The sequence below is a fragment of the Pseudomonas sp. CVAP#3 genome, assembly GCF_018986375.1.
GTDB lineage: Bacteria > Pseudomonadota > Gammaproteobacteria > Pseudomonadales > Pseudomonadaceae > Aquipseudomonas > Aquipseudomonas helvetica.
Window position 1 is genome coordinate 63,228 of the sequence record NZ_JAHMSC010000008.1, and the last position, 15,057, is coordinate 78,284.

Annotated in this window: 14 protein-coding genes; 12 read left to right on the forward strand and 2 right to left on the reverse strand. The window is 59.5% G+C overall.

Going from position 1 to position 15,057, the window contains the following annotated elements; translation table 11 throughout:
• Positions 1-111: 111 nt before the first annotated feature.
• The 3 genes from KRR23_RS15485 to KRR23_RS15495 are packed head-to-tail and all read left to right on the forward strand — an operon-like array spanning position 112 to position 3,499.
• Complete coding sequence (locus tag KRR23_RS15485; protein WP_216743216.1) at positions 112-582, forward strand: (2Fe-2S)-binding protein; 471 nt, start codon at positions 112-114, stop codon at positions 580-582.
• Positions 579-2,894, forward strand: a complete 2,316-nt coding sequence (locus tag KRR23_RS15490) for a xanthine dehydrogenase family protein molybdopterin-binding subunit (protein WP_216743217.1) — start codon at positions 579-581, stop codon at positions 2,892-2,894. Before KRR23_RS15485 ends, KRR23_RS15490 begins: the two co-directional genes overlap by 4 nt.
• Entirely contained in the window at positions 2,894-3,499 is a 606-nt protein-coding gene (locus tag KRR23_RS15495) for an NTP transferase domain-containing protein (RefSeq protein WP_253912123.1), read from the forward strand. The genes KRR23_RS15490 and KRR23_RS15495 overlap by 1 nt, the downstream gene beginning before the upstream one ends.
• Before the next feature lie 182 nt (positions 3,500-3,681).
• Here KRR23_RS15495 and rne read toward each other — a convergent pair whose 3' ends face one another.
• Positions 3,682-6,879 carry a ribonuclease E gene (rne, locus tag KRR23_RS15500; RefSeq protein WP_216743218.1) on the reverse strand — a complete coding sequence of 1,066 codons (3,198 nt, stop codon included), beginning with the start codon at positions 6,877-6,879 and terminating at the stop codon, positions 3,682-3,684.
• Positions 6,880-7,619: 740 nt separating this feature from the next.
• Here rne and rluC point away from each other — a divergent pair.
• From rluC to KRR23_RS15515, 3 genes are read left to right on the forward strand one after another with little or no spacing between them, the layout of a single operon-like run.
• Entirely contained in the window at positions 7,620-8,579 is a 960-nt protein-coding gene (gene rluC, locus KRR23_RS15505; protein ID WP_216743219.1) for a 23S rRNA pseudouridine(955/2504/2580) synthase RluC, read from the forward strand.
• A complete protein-coding gene (locus tag KRR23_RS15510) occupies positions 8,569-9,231 on the forward strand; it encodes an HAD-IA family hydrolase (protein WP_216743220.1) in 663 nt (220 codons plus the stop codon). Before rluC ends, KRR23_RS15510 begins: the two co-directional genes overlap by 11 nt.
• A 21-nt stretch (positions 9,232-9,252) precedes the next feature.
• The gene (locus KRR23_RS15515; protein WP_216743221.1) at positions 9,253-10,242 is read left to right on the forward strand and encodes a S49 family peptidase; all 990 of its coding nucleotides are present in this window, start codon (positions 9,253-9,255) and stop codon (positions 10,240-10,242) included.
• 63 nt (positions 10,243-10,305) lie between these two features.
• Here the strand turns inward: KRR23_RS15515 and KRR23_RS15520 are convergent, their stop codons facing one another.
• The gene (locus tag KRR23_RS15520; RefSeq protein ID WP_216743222.1) at positions 10,306-10,884 is read right to left on the reverse strand and encodes a nucleoside triphosphate pyrophosphatase; all 579 of its coding nucleotides are present in this window, start codon (positions 10,882-10,884) and stop codon (positions 10,306-10,308) included.
• Positions 10,885-10,989: 105 nt separating this feature from the next.
• Here KRR23_RS15520 and KRR23_RS15525 point away from each other — a divergent pair, with 105 nt between their 5' ends.
• The 6 genes from KRR23_RS15525 to acpP all read left to right on the forward strand — a co-directional run bounded on the left by KRR23_RS15525 (position 10,990) and on the right by acpP (position 14,984).
• The gene (locus KRR23_RS15525; protein ID WP_008152342.1) at positions 10,990-11,517 is read left to right on the forward strand and encodes a YceD family protein; all 528 of its coding nucleotides are present in this window, start codon (positions 10,990-10,992) and stop codon (positions 11,515-11,517) included.
• Positions 11,518-11,530: 13 nt separating this feature from the next.
• Positions 11,531-11,713, forward strand: coding sequence for a 50S ribosomal protein L32 (gene rpmF, locus KRR23_RS15530; protein WP_003179396.1), 183 nt, complete (start codon positions 11,531-11,533; stop codon positions 11,711-11,713).
• Positions 11,714-11,716: 3 nt separating this feature from the next.
• Positions 11,717-12,727, forward strand: a complete 1,011-nt coding sequence (gene plsX, locus KRR23_RS15535; protein ID WP_216743223.1) for a phosphate acyltransferase PlsX — start codon at positions 11,717-11,719, stop codon at positions 12,725-12,727.
• A 126-nt stretch (positions 12,728-12,853) separates the two neighbouring features.
• The gene (gene fabD / locus KRR23_RS15540; protein ID WP_054593347.1) at positions 12,854-13,792 is read left to right on the forward strand and encodes an ACP S-malonyltransferase; all 939 of its coding nucleotides are present in this window, start codon (positions 12,854-12,856) and stop codon (positions 13,790-13,792) included.
• 17 nt (positions 13,793-13,809) lie between these two features.
• The gene (gene fabG, locus KRR23_RS15545; protein WP_054593346.1) at positions 13,810-14,550 is read left to right on the forward strand and encodes a 3-oxoacyl-ACP reductase FabG; all 741 of its coding nucleotides are present in this window, start codon (positions 13,810-13,812) and stop codon (positions 14,548-14,550) included.
• A 197-nt stretch (positions 14,551-14,747) separates the two neighbouring features.
• On the forward strand, positions 14,748-14,984 hold the full coding sequence (acpP, locus tag KRR23_RS15550) for an acyl carrier protein (protein WP_003175607.1): 237 nt from the start codon (positions 14,748-14,750) through the stop codon (positions 14,982-14,984).
• Positions 14,985-15,057 lie beyond the last annotated feature (73 nt).

The window sequence follows — 15,057 nt, forward strand, 5'->3', positions numbered from 1 at the left end:
GCCCTGCACACCTACCTTGGTTGCAGGGCTTTTTTGTTAATGCTGAGTTAACTTAGCCTGCTAACGATGCAATCATTTGCTCCATAACTCTACCCATATGCGGGCGTGCCCATGATTACCCTGAAGCTCAATGGTCAAGATCATCAACTCGACGTCACCGAGGACATGCCGCTGCTCTGGGCAATCCGTGATGTGGCCGGTTACAACGGCACCAAATTCGGTTGCGGCATGGGCTTGTGTGGCGCTTGCACGATTCATATCGACGGCGCCCCGGCGCGCAGTTGCATCACGCCTATCGGATCGGTGATCGGGCAGGACGTCAGCACCATCGACAATCTGCACAGCGATCCGGTCGGTCAGGTCGTCCAGCAAGCCTGGCTCGACACGGCAGTCGCCCAGTGCGGCTTTTGCCAGAGCGGGCAGATCATGTCGGCCACTGCGTTGCTCAAGACCAACCCCAATCCCAGCGATGAACAGATCGAGCAGGCGATGGTCGGCAATATCTGCCGCTGCGGCACGTATAACCGCATCAAGACCGCGATCCGCCAGGCCTCCACTCATCTGCAGGAGCGCAAGGCATGAGCCAGCTACCGAATGATTTCGCCCTGAGCAATCTCAGTCGTCGCGGTTTTCTCAAAGGCGTGAGTGCGACCGGTGCGCTGGTGCTCGCTGCCAGTTGGGGTTGGCAGGATGCGTTCGCCGAAGAGAAGAAATTCGGTGCCGAGGGCATGCCCAACGGCTGGATCGATGATCCCAAGGTCTACGTGAGCATTGCCGCCGATGGCAGCGTGACGGTGGTCTGCAACCGTTCGGAAATGGGCCAGGGCGTGCGCACCAGCTTGAGCATGGTGGTCGCCGATGAACTGGACGCCGATTGGGCGCGGGTCTTGGTCCGGCAGGCGCCGGGAGATGAGGTGCGCTTCGGTAACCAGGACACCGACGGCTCGCGCAGCATGCGCCATTGGTACGAGCCGATGCGCCGTTGCGGTGCCGCTGCACGAACCATGCTGGAGCAAGCGGCGGCTGATCAGTGGAAGGTCCCGGTTGGCGAATGCCGCGCGCAATTACACAAAGTTATCCACCAGCCGACCGGGCGTGAACTCGGTTACGGTGCGCTCGCCGTCGCTGCGAGGGCGCTGGCCGTGCCGGCTCGTGAAAGCTTGCGGCTGAAGCAGCCTTCGGAGTTTCGCTACATCGGCAAAGAGTCGACCCGGGCGATCGATGGTGCGGACATCGTCAATGGTCGTGCGGTCTACGGTGCCGACGTGCACTTTGACGGCATGCTCTTCGCCACCGTGGCGCGGCCGGCGGTGTATGGCGGCAAGGTCAAGTCCTTCGATGCCAGCGCGGCGCTGAAGGTCCCGGGAGTGGTCAAGGTCATCCAGATTGAAAGTCGCCCATTGCCCTCGGAATTCCAGCCGTTGGGCGGGGTGGCGGTGATTGCCAGCAATACCTGGGCGGCGATCAAGGGGCGTGAAGCGCTGAAGATCGAGTGGGATGACGGTGCCAATGCCGGTTACGACTCGATTGCCTACCGCAAGGAGCTGGAAGCCGCCGCCCTGAAACCGGGCAAAGTGGTGCGCAGCACCGGCAATATCGAAGAGGCCATGAACAGCGCCGACAGCAGTCTGGAGGCGGCCTACTACTTGCCGCATCTGGCACAGTCGCCAATGGAACCGATGGTTGCCGTTGCACGTTTCAAGGATGGCCATTGCGAAGCCTGGGCGCCGAGTCAGGCCCCGCAAGTGACCCGCGAGCGCATCGCCGAGCGCTTGGGCATTGCATTCGACAAGGTCACGGTCAACGTCACCTTGTTGGGCGGTGGTTTCGGTCGCAAGTCCAAGCCGGATTTCATTCTGGAAGCAGCAATCCTGGCCAAGGAGTTTCCGGGCAAGGCTGTGCGCGTGCAATGGACCCGTGAAGACGACATCCACTGTTCGTACTTCCATACCGTCTCGGCGGAATACCTCAAGGCCAGCCTGAACAAGGACGGTATGCCGTCCGGTTGGCTGCACCGCACCGTGGCGCCCAGCATCACCGCGTTGTTCGCACCTGGCATGAATCACGAAGCGGCCTTCGAGTTGGGCATGGGCTTTACCAACATGGCCTACGCGATTCCCAATGTGCGCCTGGAAAACCCTGATGCGGCGGCGCATACCCGGGTTGGTTGGTATCGCTCGGTGTCGAACATTCCTCACGGTTTCGCGATTCAGAGTTTTGTCGACGAGTTGGCGCACAAGGCCGGACAAGACCCGCTGAAGTACCAGATCAAGCTCTTGGGGCCGGACCGTCAGATCGATCCGCGAACCTTGAGCGAAGAGTGGAACTACGGCGAATCCCCTGAGCGCTATCCAATCGATACGGCGCGCCTGCGTGGCGTTCTGGAAACGGCGGCCAAGGGTGCCGGTTGGGGGCGAAAACTGCCCAAGGGCCGTGGTTTGGGCCTGGCGGTGCATTACAGCTTCGTCACCTATGTGGCGGCGGTCATCGAGGTTGAAGTCAAGGATGACGGTACGCTGATCGTGCACAAGGCCGACATCGCGGTCGATTGCGGCCCTCAGATCAACCCGGAGCGGATTCGCTCGCAGTTCGAAGGTGCCTGCGTGATGGGCCTGGGTAACGCGGTGCTGGGTGAAATCAGCTTCAAGGACGGCAAGGTCCAGCAGGACAACTTCCATATGTACGAAGTGGCGCGCATGTCCCTGGCGCCGAAAGAGGTGGCTGTGCATTTGGTCACACCGGCGGGCAACGTGCCGCTGGGCGGTGTCGGTGAGCCGGGTGTGCCGCCCATCGCTCCGGCGTTGTGCAATGCGATCTTCGCCGCCACCGGCAAGCGTATTCGCAGCTTGCCGGTGCGCTATCAGTTGCAAGGCTGGCAGCAGACCAAAGCCTGATGCGTAGCGTCGAACAGGGTATGAAGCTGGGCGCGATCATTCTTGCGGCGGGGCAGGGCAGTCGTTATCGACAAGTGGCAGGTACCGATCAGGACAAGTTGCTGGCGATGTGCGAAGGGCGCGACGGTATTGTGCGACCGGTGATCGAGCAGGTGCTGCGCAATCTGCCGATGGGCATGGACACCCGGTTGTTGGTGACGACGCCGGATCGTCCAGAGGTTGCGCGGCTGGCTCGGGCTTATGGTTGCCAGGTGCTGCAGCTGGCATCGGCAGGCATGGGCGACAGCATTGCGGCGGCGGTCGCTGCGTGTCCGGCGCTGGATGGCTGGCTGGTGGTGTTGGGGGATATGCCGTTTATCTTGCCGTCGAGTATCGAGCGGATTGTCGAGGGGATTGCGCTCGATACCATCAGTGTGCCCGTGCAGGGTGGCGAGTTTGGGCATCCGGTAGGATTTGGGCGTTCGTTGGGTGCAGCGCTGATGGCGTTGTCCGGCGACCGCGGGGCCAAGCCGCTGTTTGCCTCGGCGAAAGTGGTAGAGGTGGCGGTGGAGGATCCGGGCGTGTTGTGGGACGTGGATGTGCCTGAAGCGTTGGTCTTTCAGTAGTTTGAGGGCTTGTTCCCACGCTCTGCGTGGGAATACATCCAGTGACGCTCTGCGTCACAGCCTTGGACGCAGAGCGTCCGGGGCGGCATTCCTTTGCTGCGCGTGGGAACGATCTTCATCACAACGGACATAAAAAAGCCCCGCCTGGGTTACCAGGCGGGGCTTTTTAGTGGCTGATGGAATCAGGCGAGAGGTTTAGGCTCGTGCTCTTTTTCCAGGGCCTCAGGTTTGTGCTCTACCACCTCTTCGACGGAACGCAGGTTTTCGTCGATGGCTGGGGCAGCAGGTTCGGCAGTCACTTCGGCGGCCGGGGCAGGGGCTGCCTCGACGACTTCGGCGACAACCGGAGCAGGCTCGGCAGCAACAGCCGGTGCAGCAGCGGCAGCCAGTTCGGCTTCCTTCTGCAGGCGCTCGGCTTCACGCTTGCGGCGACGCACTTCACGTGGGTCGTTTGGCGCGCGGCCACTTGGCGTCAGGGCGCTGACCGGAGCGGCTTCGACAACCGGTGCAGCCACTTCGGCAACAACCGGAGCTTCAACCACCGGAGCAGGCTCGGCAACAACAGCCGGGGCTTCAGCGACTGGCGCTGGAGCTTCGACAGCTGCAGTTTCTGCAACCCAGTTGAACGCAGTTTGCTCTTCGCGAACCTCAGGCGCCTTCTCAGCGACCGGGGCTTCAACCACAGGCTCTGCAGCGACTACTGGCTGTTCGGCAACTACGGCTGGTTCAACAGCAGCGTGAGCTTCAAGCTGCGCTTCACGAACTGGAGCTACTTCTACAGCTGGAGCGGCTGGCGCTTCGACTGGGGTAGTGGCTTCCACGACTGGCGCTTCAACCTGAGCAACTTCCTGAGCAACTTCTTCAGTCACGGCAGCAGTAGCGCGTTCAGCTTGCTGGTGAGCCTGGGCTTCAGCTGGAGCGCTGATCACAGTGCTGGCAACAGCTGCGGTAACGGCCAGGCCGGCAGCCAGTTCAGCGCCGGTTGGCTCTTCGCTGGTTTCGGACTCTTCCGAGCCTTCGATTACGTTGCCGTTGGCATCGCGTTGACGCTCGCGACGGTTGCTGCGACGACGCTGACCACGGGAGCGGCGGCGTGGACGATCGCCTTCGGCGTTGTCCTGACCGTCTTCCTGCAGTTGCTCTTCGTTGGTCGGCAACTCTTCTTCGGCAACCGCAGCAGCGGCTTGCTCGGCACGTGGTTGACGTTCTTCACGCGGTGGGCGTGGAGCGCGCTCTTCACGTGGCTGACGAGCCGGACGCTCTTCGGCAACAGCCGTTACAGCCGTTACAGCGGCGGCAGCGGCTGGCGCGGCATCCAGAGGTTCACGCAATTCACGAACCGGGCGCTCTTCACGCTCGCCACGTGGCTTGCGGTCTTCACGAGGGGCGCGTGGTGCGCGCTCTTCACGCGGTGGGCGCGGTGCGCGTTCTTCGCGAGCGACTGCTGGAGTCTCTTCGCGGGCTTCGCGTGGTTGACGCTCTTCACGAGGCTCGCGCGGTGCGCGTTCTTCACGAGGGGCGCGTTCTTCGCGCGGCTTGCGCTCTTCATCGCGGCGACCGTTACGGTTGCGGCTCTGCTGACGACCGTTACGACGCTCTTCGTTGCGTGCCGGACGCTCGGCGGCTGGTTTTTCAACCACAACCGGAGCAGCAGGCTCTTCCTTGGTGGCGAACAGGCTGACCAGCGACTTCACCAGGCCTTTGAACAGGCTTGGCTCAGGTGCGGCGACCGGAGCGGCAACCGGGGCAGCAACGACTTCGGTCGGAACCGGAGCGTTGGCGCGGGCTGGAGCGGTTTTCACGGCGGCTTCCTGGCGAACCAGGGTGCGGGTGGCGGCAGCCGGTTGAACTTCTTCCACTTCAGCAGCGGCAGCAGCGATTTCGTAGCTGGACTGGTTGATGTGGGCTTCCGGGCTGTCATCGCGCAGACGCTGAACTTCGAAGTGCGGCGTTTCGAGGTGATCGTTCGGCAGGATGACGATGCGGGCACGGGTGCGCAGTTCGATCTTGGTGATCGAGTTACGTTTTTCGTTCAGCAGGAACGCAGCGACCGGGATCGGCACTTGTGCGCGAACTTCGGCAGTACGGTCTTTCAGGGCTTCTTCTTCGATCAGGCGCAGGATCGCCAGCGACAGCGATTCAACGTCACGGATGATGCCGGTGCCGTTGCAGCGAGGGCAGACGATGCCGCTGCTTTCGCCCAGCGATGGGCGCAGGCGCTGACGGGACATTTCCAGCAGGCCGAAGCGCGAGATGCGACCGACTTGCACGCGAGCGCGGTCGGCTTCCAGGCATTCGCGGACTTTCTCTTCCACGGCGCGCTGGTTCTTGGCAGGGGTCATGTCGATGAAGTCGATGACGATCAGGCCGCCGATGTCGCGCAGGCGCAACTGACGGGCGATTTCTTCGGCGGCTTCAAGGTTGGTCTGCAGGGCGGTTTCTTCGATGTCGCTGCCTTTGGTGGCGCGCGCCGAGTTGATGTCGATGGACACCAGGGCTTCGGTCGGATCGATAACGATGGAGCCGCCGGAAGGCAGTTCAACGACGCGCTGGAAAGCGGTCTCGATCTGGCTTTCGATCTGGAAACGGTTGAACAGCGGAACGCTGTCTTCGTACAGCTTGATCTTGCTGGCGTACTGCGGCATCACCTGGCGGATGAAGGTCAGGGCTTCGTCCTGGGCTTCAACGCTGTCGATCAGCACTTCGCCGATGTCCTGGCGCAGATAGTCGCGGATCGCACGGATGATCACGTTGCTTTCCTGATAGATCAGGAATGGCGCGGAACGATCCAGCGAGGCTTCTTTGATGGCGGTCCACAGTTGCAGCAGGTAGTCGAGGTCCCACTGCATTTCTTCGCTGCTGCGGCCAAGACCGGCAGTGCGCACGATCAGACCCATGTCGGCCGGGGCAACCAGGCCGTTCAGGGCTTCACGCAGTTCGTTGCGCTCTTCACCTTCGATGCGACGGGAGATGCCGCCGGCACGCGGGTTGTTTGGCATCAATACCAGGTAACGACCGGCCAGGCTGATGAAGGTGGTCAGGGCGGCGCCCTTGTTGCCACGTTCTTCTTTTTCGACCTGAACGATGACTTCCTGGCCTTCGCTCAGGACGTCCTTGATGTTGACGCGGCCTTCAGGGGCTTTCTTGAAGTATTCGCGGGAGATTTCTTTGAGGGGCAGGAAGCCGTGGCGCTCAGAGCCGAAGTCGACAAAGGCAGCCTCAAGGCTTGGTTCGATGCGAGTAATCCGGCCTTTATAGATGTTGGCCTTCTTCTGCTCGCGTGCACCGGACTCGATGTCCAGGTCGTAGAGGCGCTGGCCGTCTACCAGTGCAACACGCAACTCTTCGGGTTGAGTTGCGTTAATCAGCATTCTTTTCATGTAGTACCGTCGGTTTCCGGGCTGCCGGAAACGGCGTTCGGCACACACGACTTCTCACGGTCGGTGTCAGGTGCGTCAGGAGTGGTTGGCCACTCCAGTGTCTAGCGAGGTTCGACCAATTGGGCCGGAGTCGCGACGTACGCGTCCTGCTTGCTGTGGCTACTTAAGCACTCAGTCAGGAGGAGGAATCAACCGGCGACTGTGGACGAGATGAAGCGTCTAAATATAAGCCTAGTGCTACACAGTCCGACGGTTGTGCATCTCCACCCTACACGTATCCCTGATAATTCGGGTGCTGCCGCGCGCAGAATCCGCAGCGGGTTGGCATTTACCGTGTTCTCCAATGGGGAGTTCACGCTCATGGCTACACAAGACTGGGTGACAGCTGTTTTGCTGGTACTCAGCTTGTAACAGGCGTTGTTTCCGAAGCACTCGCTCAAGGGCTGGTTCGGGACTGACTGCACTTTGTGAACTGGCCGTAAATATCGGCGCATCAGACGAGTGGTTACTCTGTTGCTGCGCTCGCTTCAGGCCTCATGTCACCTGCGCTTGTTACAATCACGAACCTTCCAATCGTTGCGAAAGCCCCGTAGGACGGCCTCGCGTCCTGATGAATTGCGTTGGTCAGGGCCGGCAATTTGCCGTTTGTCCTCTGTCCAGGCCGCTTTTGGCGGCGTTCGCGACTATAGCAGCAATGATTAAGTGCTTCAATTCCATAAAAAATTGTTATCATTCGCGGCATGACGACTACTGCCCCCTCGACCCCAAGCGTACAACTGCTGGAGGTCTCGCCGGAATATGCCGGCCAACGTATTGATAACTTCCTTCTTGCTCGGCTCAAAGGCGTGCCCAAGACCTTGATTTACCGCATTTTGCGTAAAGGCGAAGTGCGTGTGAACAAAGGTCGGATCAAGCCCGAATACAAGCTGCAGGCGGGCGACATCGTGCGCGTGCCGCCGGTGCGTGTGCCGGAACGCGACGAGCCGGTGCCATTGGCGCAAGGTTTGTTGCAACGCCTCGAGGCCTCGATTGTCTTCGAAGACAAGGCGCTGATCGTGATCAACAAGCCTTGCGGCATCGCTGTTCACGGTGGCAGCGGCTTGAATTACGGCGTGATCGAAGCCTTTCGTCAGTTGCGTCCGGATTGCAAGGAGCTTGAGCTGGTTCACCGTCTCGATCGTGACACCTCCGGCCTGCTGATGATCGCCAAAAAACGCAGCATGCTGCGTCACTTGCACACGGCATTGCGCGGCGATGGCGTCGATAAGCGCTATATGGCGCTGGTCCGCGGTAACTGGGCTGCCTCGATCAAGCAAGTCCGTGCGCCGCTGGGCAAGAGCAATCTGCGCTCCGGCGAGCGCATGGTCGAGGTCGACGAGGAGGAGGGCAAGGAGTCCGTGACCGTGTTCAAGGTCCTGCGTCGCTTTGGCGACTTTGCCACCCTGATCGAAGCCAAACCGATCACCGGTCGGACTCACCAGATTCGCGTCCACACCTTGCACGCCGGGCACTGCATCGCTGGCGACACCAAGTACGGTGATGATGATTTCAGCAAGGAAATTCGTGACCTGGGCGGCAAGCGTCTGTTTCTCCATGCCTACATGCTGACCGTGCCGCTGCCTGATGGCGCTGAGCTCAAGCTTCAGGCACCCGTGGATGAAATGTGGGCCAAGACCGTGGAGCGCCTGAGTGCACCCTGATTACAAGTTGCTGATTTTCGATTGGGACGGCACGTTGGCCGACTCCATTGGTCGGATTGTCGAGGCGATGCATGTGGCGTCGCAGCGATCCGGTTTTCAGTTACGTGATGATCTTGCTGTCAAAGGCATCATTGGCCTGGGGCTGCCCGAAGCGATTCGCACGCTGTATCCGGAGATTGGCGATGCTGAGCTGGTGGCATTCCGTCAGCACTATGCGGATCACTACATCGCATCGGAGGCTGTGCCTTCGCCGTTGTTTGACGGTGTCGTCGAGTCGCTTGAGGCGTTTCGTGCCGAGGGTTATCACCTGGCGGTGGCTACCGGCAAGGCGCGTCGCGGGCTGGATCGGGTGTTGAAATCCCACGGTTGGGAGGATTATTTCGATATCACTCGCGCCGCCGATGAAACCGCCAGCAAGCCGCATCCGCTGATGCTCGAACAGATTCTCGCCCATTGCGACGTCCGCCCTGAGCAGGCGTTGATGGTGGGGGATTCGTCGTTCGATCTGCAGATGGCGCGCAACGCCGGGATGGATTCGGTTGCCGTCAGCTATGGTGCTCAATCGATGGATGCCTTGCGCGTGTTCGAACCGCGCCTGGCCATTGATCATTTTTCGCAATTGCATGCCTGGCTGGGTCAGCGGGCCAATTAGGTTTTTGTTGGGGTGGATGGAATGACCGACGAATGGAAGGCGCCAGCCAAGGCCAGTGCCGAAGAGGGCGAAGACAAAAGCTGGAAGCTGCTTGAGAAAACCCTGCTTGCGGGAGTGCAGGAGCAGCGTCGCTCACGGCGTTGGGGGATTTTCTTCAAGCTGCTGACCTTTGTTTATCTGCTCATCGCGTTGGTCCTCTTCACGCCGCTGATGGATATTGAAAAAAGCGCGACTCGCGGGTCGAGCTACACCGCGTTGATCGAAGTGACCGGGGTGATTGCCGACAAGGAATCGGCCAGTGCCGACAACATTGTCGGCGGTTTGCGCGCCGCGTTTGAAGATCCGAAGGTCAAGGGCATCGTGCTGCGAATCAACAGCCCGGGCGGCAGTCCGGTGCAGTCGGGTTATGTCTACGATGAGATTGGTCGTCTGCGTGCCCTGCATCCGGCGATCAAGGTGTATGCGGTGATTTCCGATCTGGGGGCTTCGGGGGCGTACTACATCGCCAGCGCGGCGGACCAGATCTACGCCGACAAGGCGAGCCTGGTGGGGTCGATTGGCGTGACGGCGGCCGGTTACGGGTTTGTCGGGACCATGGAAAAGCTTGGTGTCGAGCGTCGGACCTATACGTCCGGCGAGCATAAGTCGTTCCTCGATCCGTTCCAGCCGGAAAAGCCGGATGAGATCAAGTTCTGGCAGGGTGTGCTGGATACCACTCACCAGCAGTTTATCGCCAGTGTCAAAAAGGGCCGCGGCGACCGCTTGAAAGACAAAGAACATCCGGAGTTGTTCTCCGGGCTGGTCTGGTCGGGCGAGCAGGCGCTGCCATTGGGCTTGATCGATGGTTTGGGCAGTGCCAGTTCGGTGGCGCGTGACGTAATCGGCGAGAAAGAACTGGTCGACTTCGCGATTCAAGAGTCGGCGTTCGACCGCTTCTCGAAAAAACTCGGCGCCAGCGTGGCTGAGCAGTTGGCGATGTGGATGGGCTTTCATGGGCCGGCATTGCGCTGATCATCACGTAGTATAAAAAACCGGCCTGCGAGGCCGGTTTTTTTTGACCAGATGATCGCAGCCTCAAGGAATCTGCACGCCTTCAGCCAGCAGCATGTCCACCAGGCGAATCAGCGGCAGGCCGACCAGGCTGGTGGCGTCCGGGCCTTCGGTGCTTTGAAACAGGCTCACGCCCAATCCTTCGGCCTTGAAGCTGCCAGCGCAGTCGTAGGGCTGTTCGGCGCGCAGGTAGCGTTCAATGCGTGCCTGGTCCAGTGTGCGCATGTGTACGGTGAAGGGGATGCAGTCGAGCTGGCAATGGCCGGTCTGGCTGTTGAGCACTGCCAGGCCGGTCAGGAAGGTCACGCTGGCGCCGCTGGCGGCCAATAATTGATCGCGAGCCTTCTCGAACGTGTGGGGTTTGCCAATAATCCGCCCGTCGAGCACGGCGACCTGGTCCGAGCCGATAATCAAATGAGCGGGATGACTGCCGGCCAGCGCCTGGGCTTTTTCGCGGGCCAGGCGTTTCACCAGTTCGATGGCTGACTCTTCCGGTTGATGGCTTTCGTCGATATCCGGTGAGCTGCAGGTAAATGGCAGTTGCAAGCGCGTCAGTAATTCGCGGCGATAGACCGAGCTTGAAGCAAGTAATAAAGGCAGCATACGGCTCTCCAAAAGTCAGTCGCAAATTCTAGCGGGGCTTCCAAGTGACGGACAGGACTGAATTTCCTTTGACATGGCTGGGGGCATCCCTATAATGCTGCGCCTATGTTGAATGACCCGATTCCACCTCACGTTGACCCGCGCAAATTGGCTGATCGTGGCACCACCCTTCAAGGTGAAATGCTGCTGGCCGATTTGGAGAGACTCTGCGACCCGCTTTCCGACACTGTCGGTACGGTGCAGGCTAAATTCGTTTTTGAACGAGATGAACGTAAATCTGTGGTTATCCACAGCTTTATCGACACCGAAGTCAAAATGGTTTGCCAGCGTTGTCTTGAGCTGGTCACCCTGCCGATTCACAGCGAATGCAGTTATGCTGTGGTGAAGGAGGGTGCGAATACCCAGTCGTTGCCGAAAGGTTATGACGTGCTGGAACTGGGCGAAGATCCTTTGGATCTGCAGTCACTGATCGAGGAGGAGCTTCTGCTCGCCTTGCCCATTGTGCCTGCTCATCATCCGGAAGAATGCCAGCAGCCGGCGGGTCTCGATGAGCCCGAACCGAGCGAGGACGAGGTAACGCGGTCCAACCCGTTCAGTGTATTGGCGCAGTTAAAGCGTGACCCAAACGTTTAGGAGTTAATCAATTATGGCTGTTCAGCAGAACAAAAAATCCCGCTCCGCCCGTGACATGCGTCGTTCGCACGATGCTCTCGAGGCAAGCACCCTGTCCGTAGAAAAGACCACTGGTGAAGTTCACCTGCGTCACCACGTATCGCCAGAAGGCGTATACCGTGGCCGTAAAGTGATCGACAAGGGCGCTGACGAGTAATCCTTGTCCGCTCAAGTCATCGCGATTGACGCAATGGGCGGGGACTTCGGTCCCCGCAGCATTGTTCAGGCCAGCCTTGCTTGTCTGTCTGCTACGCCCTCGCTGCACCTGACCCTCGTCGGTCAACCCTCCCTTTTAGAAGAATTGATCGCCAGCCAGTCGGCTGTGGATCGCGCGCGCCTGACGATTGTGCCGGCCAGTGACGTGATTGGCATGGATGAGAAACCTTCCCAGGCCCTGCGTGGCAAGCCGGACTCCTCGATGCGGGTTGCGCTTGAGTTGTTGCGTGATGGCAAGGTTCAGGCCTGTGTCAGTGCCGGCAATACCGGTGCGCTGATGGCGTTGTCGCGTTATGTGCTCAAGACCTTGCCGGGTATCGATCGACCGGCGATGGTGGCGGCGATCCCGACGCAACGTGGTTATTGCCAGTTGCTCGATCTGGGGGCGAATGTCGATTGCAGTGCCGAGCACCTGTTCCAGTTCGCGGTGATGGGCTCTGTGGCGGCTGAAACCTTGGGCATTGCTCGGCCGAAGGTCGCATTGCTGAATATCGGCACGGAAGACATCAAGGGTAATCAACAGGTCAAGCTGGCGGCGACGCTGCTGCAAAACGCTCGCGGGCTGAATTACATCGGCTTCGTCGAAGGTGATGGCTTGTACCGTGGCGAGGCTGACGTGGTGGTTTGCGACGGTTTTGTCGGCAATATCCTGCTCAAATCCAGCGAAGGGCTGGCGACCATGATCGCCGGGCGGATCGAGGCGTTGTTCAAGCAAAACCTGGCATCGAGAATGGTCGGGGCTCTGGCGTTGCCGCTTATGAGGCGTTTACAGGCTGATCTGGCGCCTGCGCGACATAATGGTGCAAGCTTCCTCGGTTTACAGGGGATCGTCGTTAAAAGTCACGGTTCGGCCGGTGTGCAGGGTTTCCAGAGTGCCATTCAGCGCGCCTTGATCGAGATTCAGGAGAACCTCCCGCAGCGGCTTCACGGTCGCCTCGAGGATTTGTTGCTTTAGGCATTTTCGCTCGACAATGCTTAAATGTGACCGCTCAGTTCAATTAGCCATCCAACTGTCAGTTTCTTGCGTCCAGCAGTACAGGACGTCAATTCTCCGACGACAAGATCATTAGGGGCTTGTTACATGTCTGCTTCCCTCGCATTCGTCTTTCCAGGACAGGGTTCGCAGTCCCTCGGCATGCTGGCCGAGTTGGGCGCGCAACATCCGTTGATCCTCGAAACTTTCAAAGAAGCTTCCGATGCCTTGGGTTACGACCTGTGGGCACTGACCCAGCAAGGGCCGGAAGAGCAGCTCAATCAAACCGACAAAACCCAACCGGCGATTCTCACCGCTTCGATTGCCTTGTGGCGTCTGTGGCTGGCTGAGGGCGGTGCACGTCCGGCTTACGTTGCCGGTCATAGCCTGGGTGAGTACAGCGCGCTGGTCGCGGCCGGTAGCCTGAGTCTGGGTGACGCCGTGAAGTTGGTGGAGCGTCGCGGTCAGCTGATGCAGGAAGCGGTGCCGGCCGGGCAGGGCGGTATGGCCGCCATTCTCGGTCTGGACGACGCTGATGTGCTGGCTGCCTGTGCCGAAGCGGCGCAAGGCGAAGTCGTCAGCGCGGTCAACTTCAACTCGCCGGGCCAGGTGGTAATCGCCGGTGCCAAGGCGGCTGTCGAGCGCGCCATCGAAGGCTGCAAGGCGCGTGGTGCCAAGCGCGCCATGCCGCTGCCGGTCAGCGTGCCGTCGCACTGCGAACTGATGCGCCCGGCTGCCGAGCGCTTTGCCGAGTCGATCGCTGCGATCAACTGGCAGGCTCCGCAAATCCCGTTGGTGCAGAACGTCAGCGCTGATGTGGCGCCGGATCTGGAAACGCTTACGCGCGATCTGCTCGAGCAACTTTACAAGCCGGTTCGCTGGGTTGAGTCGGTCCAGGCGCTGGCCGCCAAAGGCGCTACTCAACTGGTTGAATGCGGTCCGGGCAAAGTCCTGGCTGGCCTGAACAAGCGCTGCGCCGAAGGCGTGTCGACCTCTAACCTGAACACCCCGGATGCTTTCGCTGCTGCTCGTGCAGCGTTGGCCTGAACTTAGGAGAAGCCTGCATGAGTCTGCAAGGTAAAGTTGCACTGGTTACCGGCGCGAGCCGTGGTATTGGCCAGGCTATCGCACTGGAACTGGGTCGTCAGGGCGCTATCGTGGTGGGTACTGCGACTTCTGCTTCGGGCGCTGAGCGCATCGCGGCAACCCTGAAAGAAAACGGCATTCAAGGCACTGGCCTTGAGCTCAATGTCACCAGCGACGAGTCCGTAGCGGCCGTGCTGGCGAGCATTCAGGAGCAATTCGGTGCGCCGGCGATTCTGGTGAATAATGCCGGTATCACCCGCGATAACCTGATGATGCGCATGAAAGATGACGAGTGGCATGACGTTATCGACACCAACCTGAACAGTCTGTTTCGCCTGTCCAAGGGTGTTTTGCGTGGCATGACCAAGGCGCGTTGGGGACGAATTATCAGTATTGGTTCGGTTGTGGGTGCCATGGGCAACGCAGGCCAAGTAAACTATGCAGCCGCCAAGGCAGGTCTGGAAGGTTTCAGCCGCGCTCTGGCGCGTGAAGTAGGTTCGCGCTCGATTACGGTCAACTCGGTGGCCCCTGGGTTCATCGATACCGATATGACCCGCGAACTGCCAGAGGCGCAGCGTGAAGCCTTGCAGGCGCAAATTCCGCTGGGCCGTCTGGGGCAAGCTCAAGAGATCGCGTCCGTGGTCGCTTTTCTTGCGTCGGACGGTGCGGCTTACGTTACTGGGGCTACAATCCCGGTGAACGGCGGGATGTACATGTAATTCAAATGTGACGGATTGCTTCAAAAAAATGTCATACGAGCTGTCTAAAATCCGTTATAAAGCTGCAATCTATTTATAGGCAGAGGGTCGTCAGGGTTTGAGGAGTGAAGCTTTCAGTTGAAAAACTGAAAAGCCTTTCTATACACTTACCCACTGGCCAGCTGCCTGAATTTGTCCATTAGGAGTGAAAACAAGGTATGAGCACCATCGAAGAGCGCGTCAAGAAAATCGTTGCTGAGCAACTGGGCGTTAAAGAAGAAGAAGTTGTGAACACTGCTTCCTTCGTTGAAGACCTGGGTGCCGACTCCCTTGACACCGTTGAGCTGGTGATGGCTCTGGAAGAGGAATTCGAGACCGAAATTCCTGACGAAGAAGCTGAGAAGATCACTACTGTACAAGCTGCCATCGACTACGTTACTAGCCATCAGGCGTAATAGTTTGTAGCCGTTGTTAGCTGTCATGGAAAAACCGCACTGCCATCACGGCGTGCGGTTTTTTCCTTTAGGC

Excerpts from the sequence above, each read along its gene's own strand:
- KRR23_RS15485 (WP_216743216.1), top strand. The coding sequence starts at position 112 with ATGATTACCCTGAAGCTCAATGGTCAAGATCATCAACTCGACGTCACC.
- KRR23_RS15490 (WP_216743217.1), top strand. The coding sequence starts at position 579 with ATGAGCCAGCTACCGAATGATTTCGCCCTGAGCAATCTCAGTCGTCGC.
- KRR23_RS15495 (WP_253912123.1), top strand. The coding sequence starts at position 2,894 with ATGCGTAGCGTCGAACAGGGTATGAAGCTGGGCGCGATCATTCTTGCG.
- rne (WP_216743218.1), bottom strand. The coding sequence starts at position 6,879 with ATGAAAAGAATGCTGATTAACGCAACTCAACCCGAAGAGTTGCGTGTT.
- rluC (WP_216743219.1), top strand. The coding sequence starts at position 7,620 with ATGACGACTACTGCCCCCTCGACCCCAAGCGTACAACTGCTGGAGGTC.
- KRR23_RS15515 (WP_216743221.1), top strand. The coding sequence starts at position 9,253 with ATGACCGACGAATGGAAGGCGCCAGCCAAGGCCAGTGCCGAAGAGGGC.
- KRR23_RS15520 (WP_216743222.1), bottom strand. The coding sequence starts at position 10,884 with ATGCTGCCTTTATTACTTGCTTCAAGCTCGGTCTATCGCCGCGAATTA.
- KRR23_RS15525 (WP_008152342.1), top strand. The coding sequence starts at position 10,990 with ATGTTGAATGACCCGATTCCACCTCACGTTGACCCGCGCAAATTGGCT.
- rpmF (WP_003179396.1), top strand. The coding sequence starts at position 11,531 with ATGGCTGTTCAGCAGAACAAAAAATCCCGCTCCGCCCGTGACATGCGT.
- fabD (WP_054593347.1), top strand. The coding sequence starts at position 12,854 with ATGTCTGCTTCCCTCGCATTCGTCTTTCCAGGACAGGGTTCGCAGTCC.
- fabG (WP_054593346.1), top strand. The coding sequence starts at position 13,810 with ATGAGTCTGCAAGGTAAAGTTGCACTGGTTACCGGCGCGAGCCGTGGT.
- acpP (WP_003175607.1), top strand. The coding sequence starts at position 14,748 with ATGAGCACCATCGAAGAGCGCGTCAAGAAAATCGTTGCTGAGCAACTG.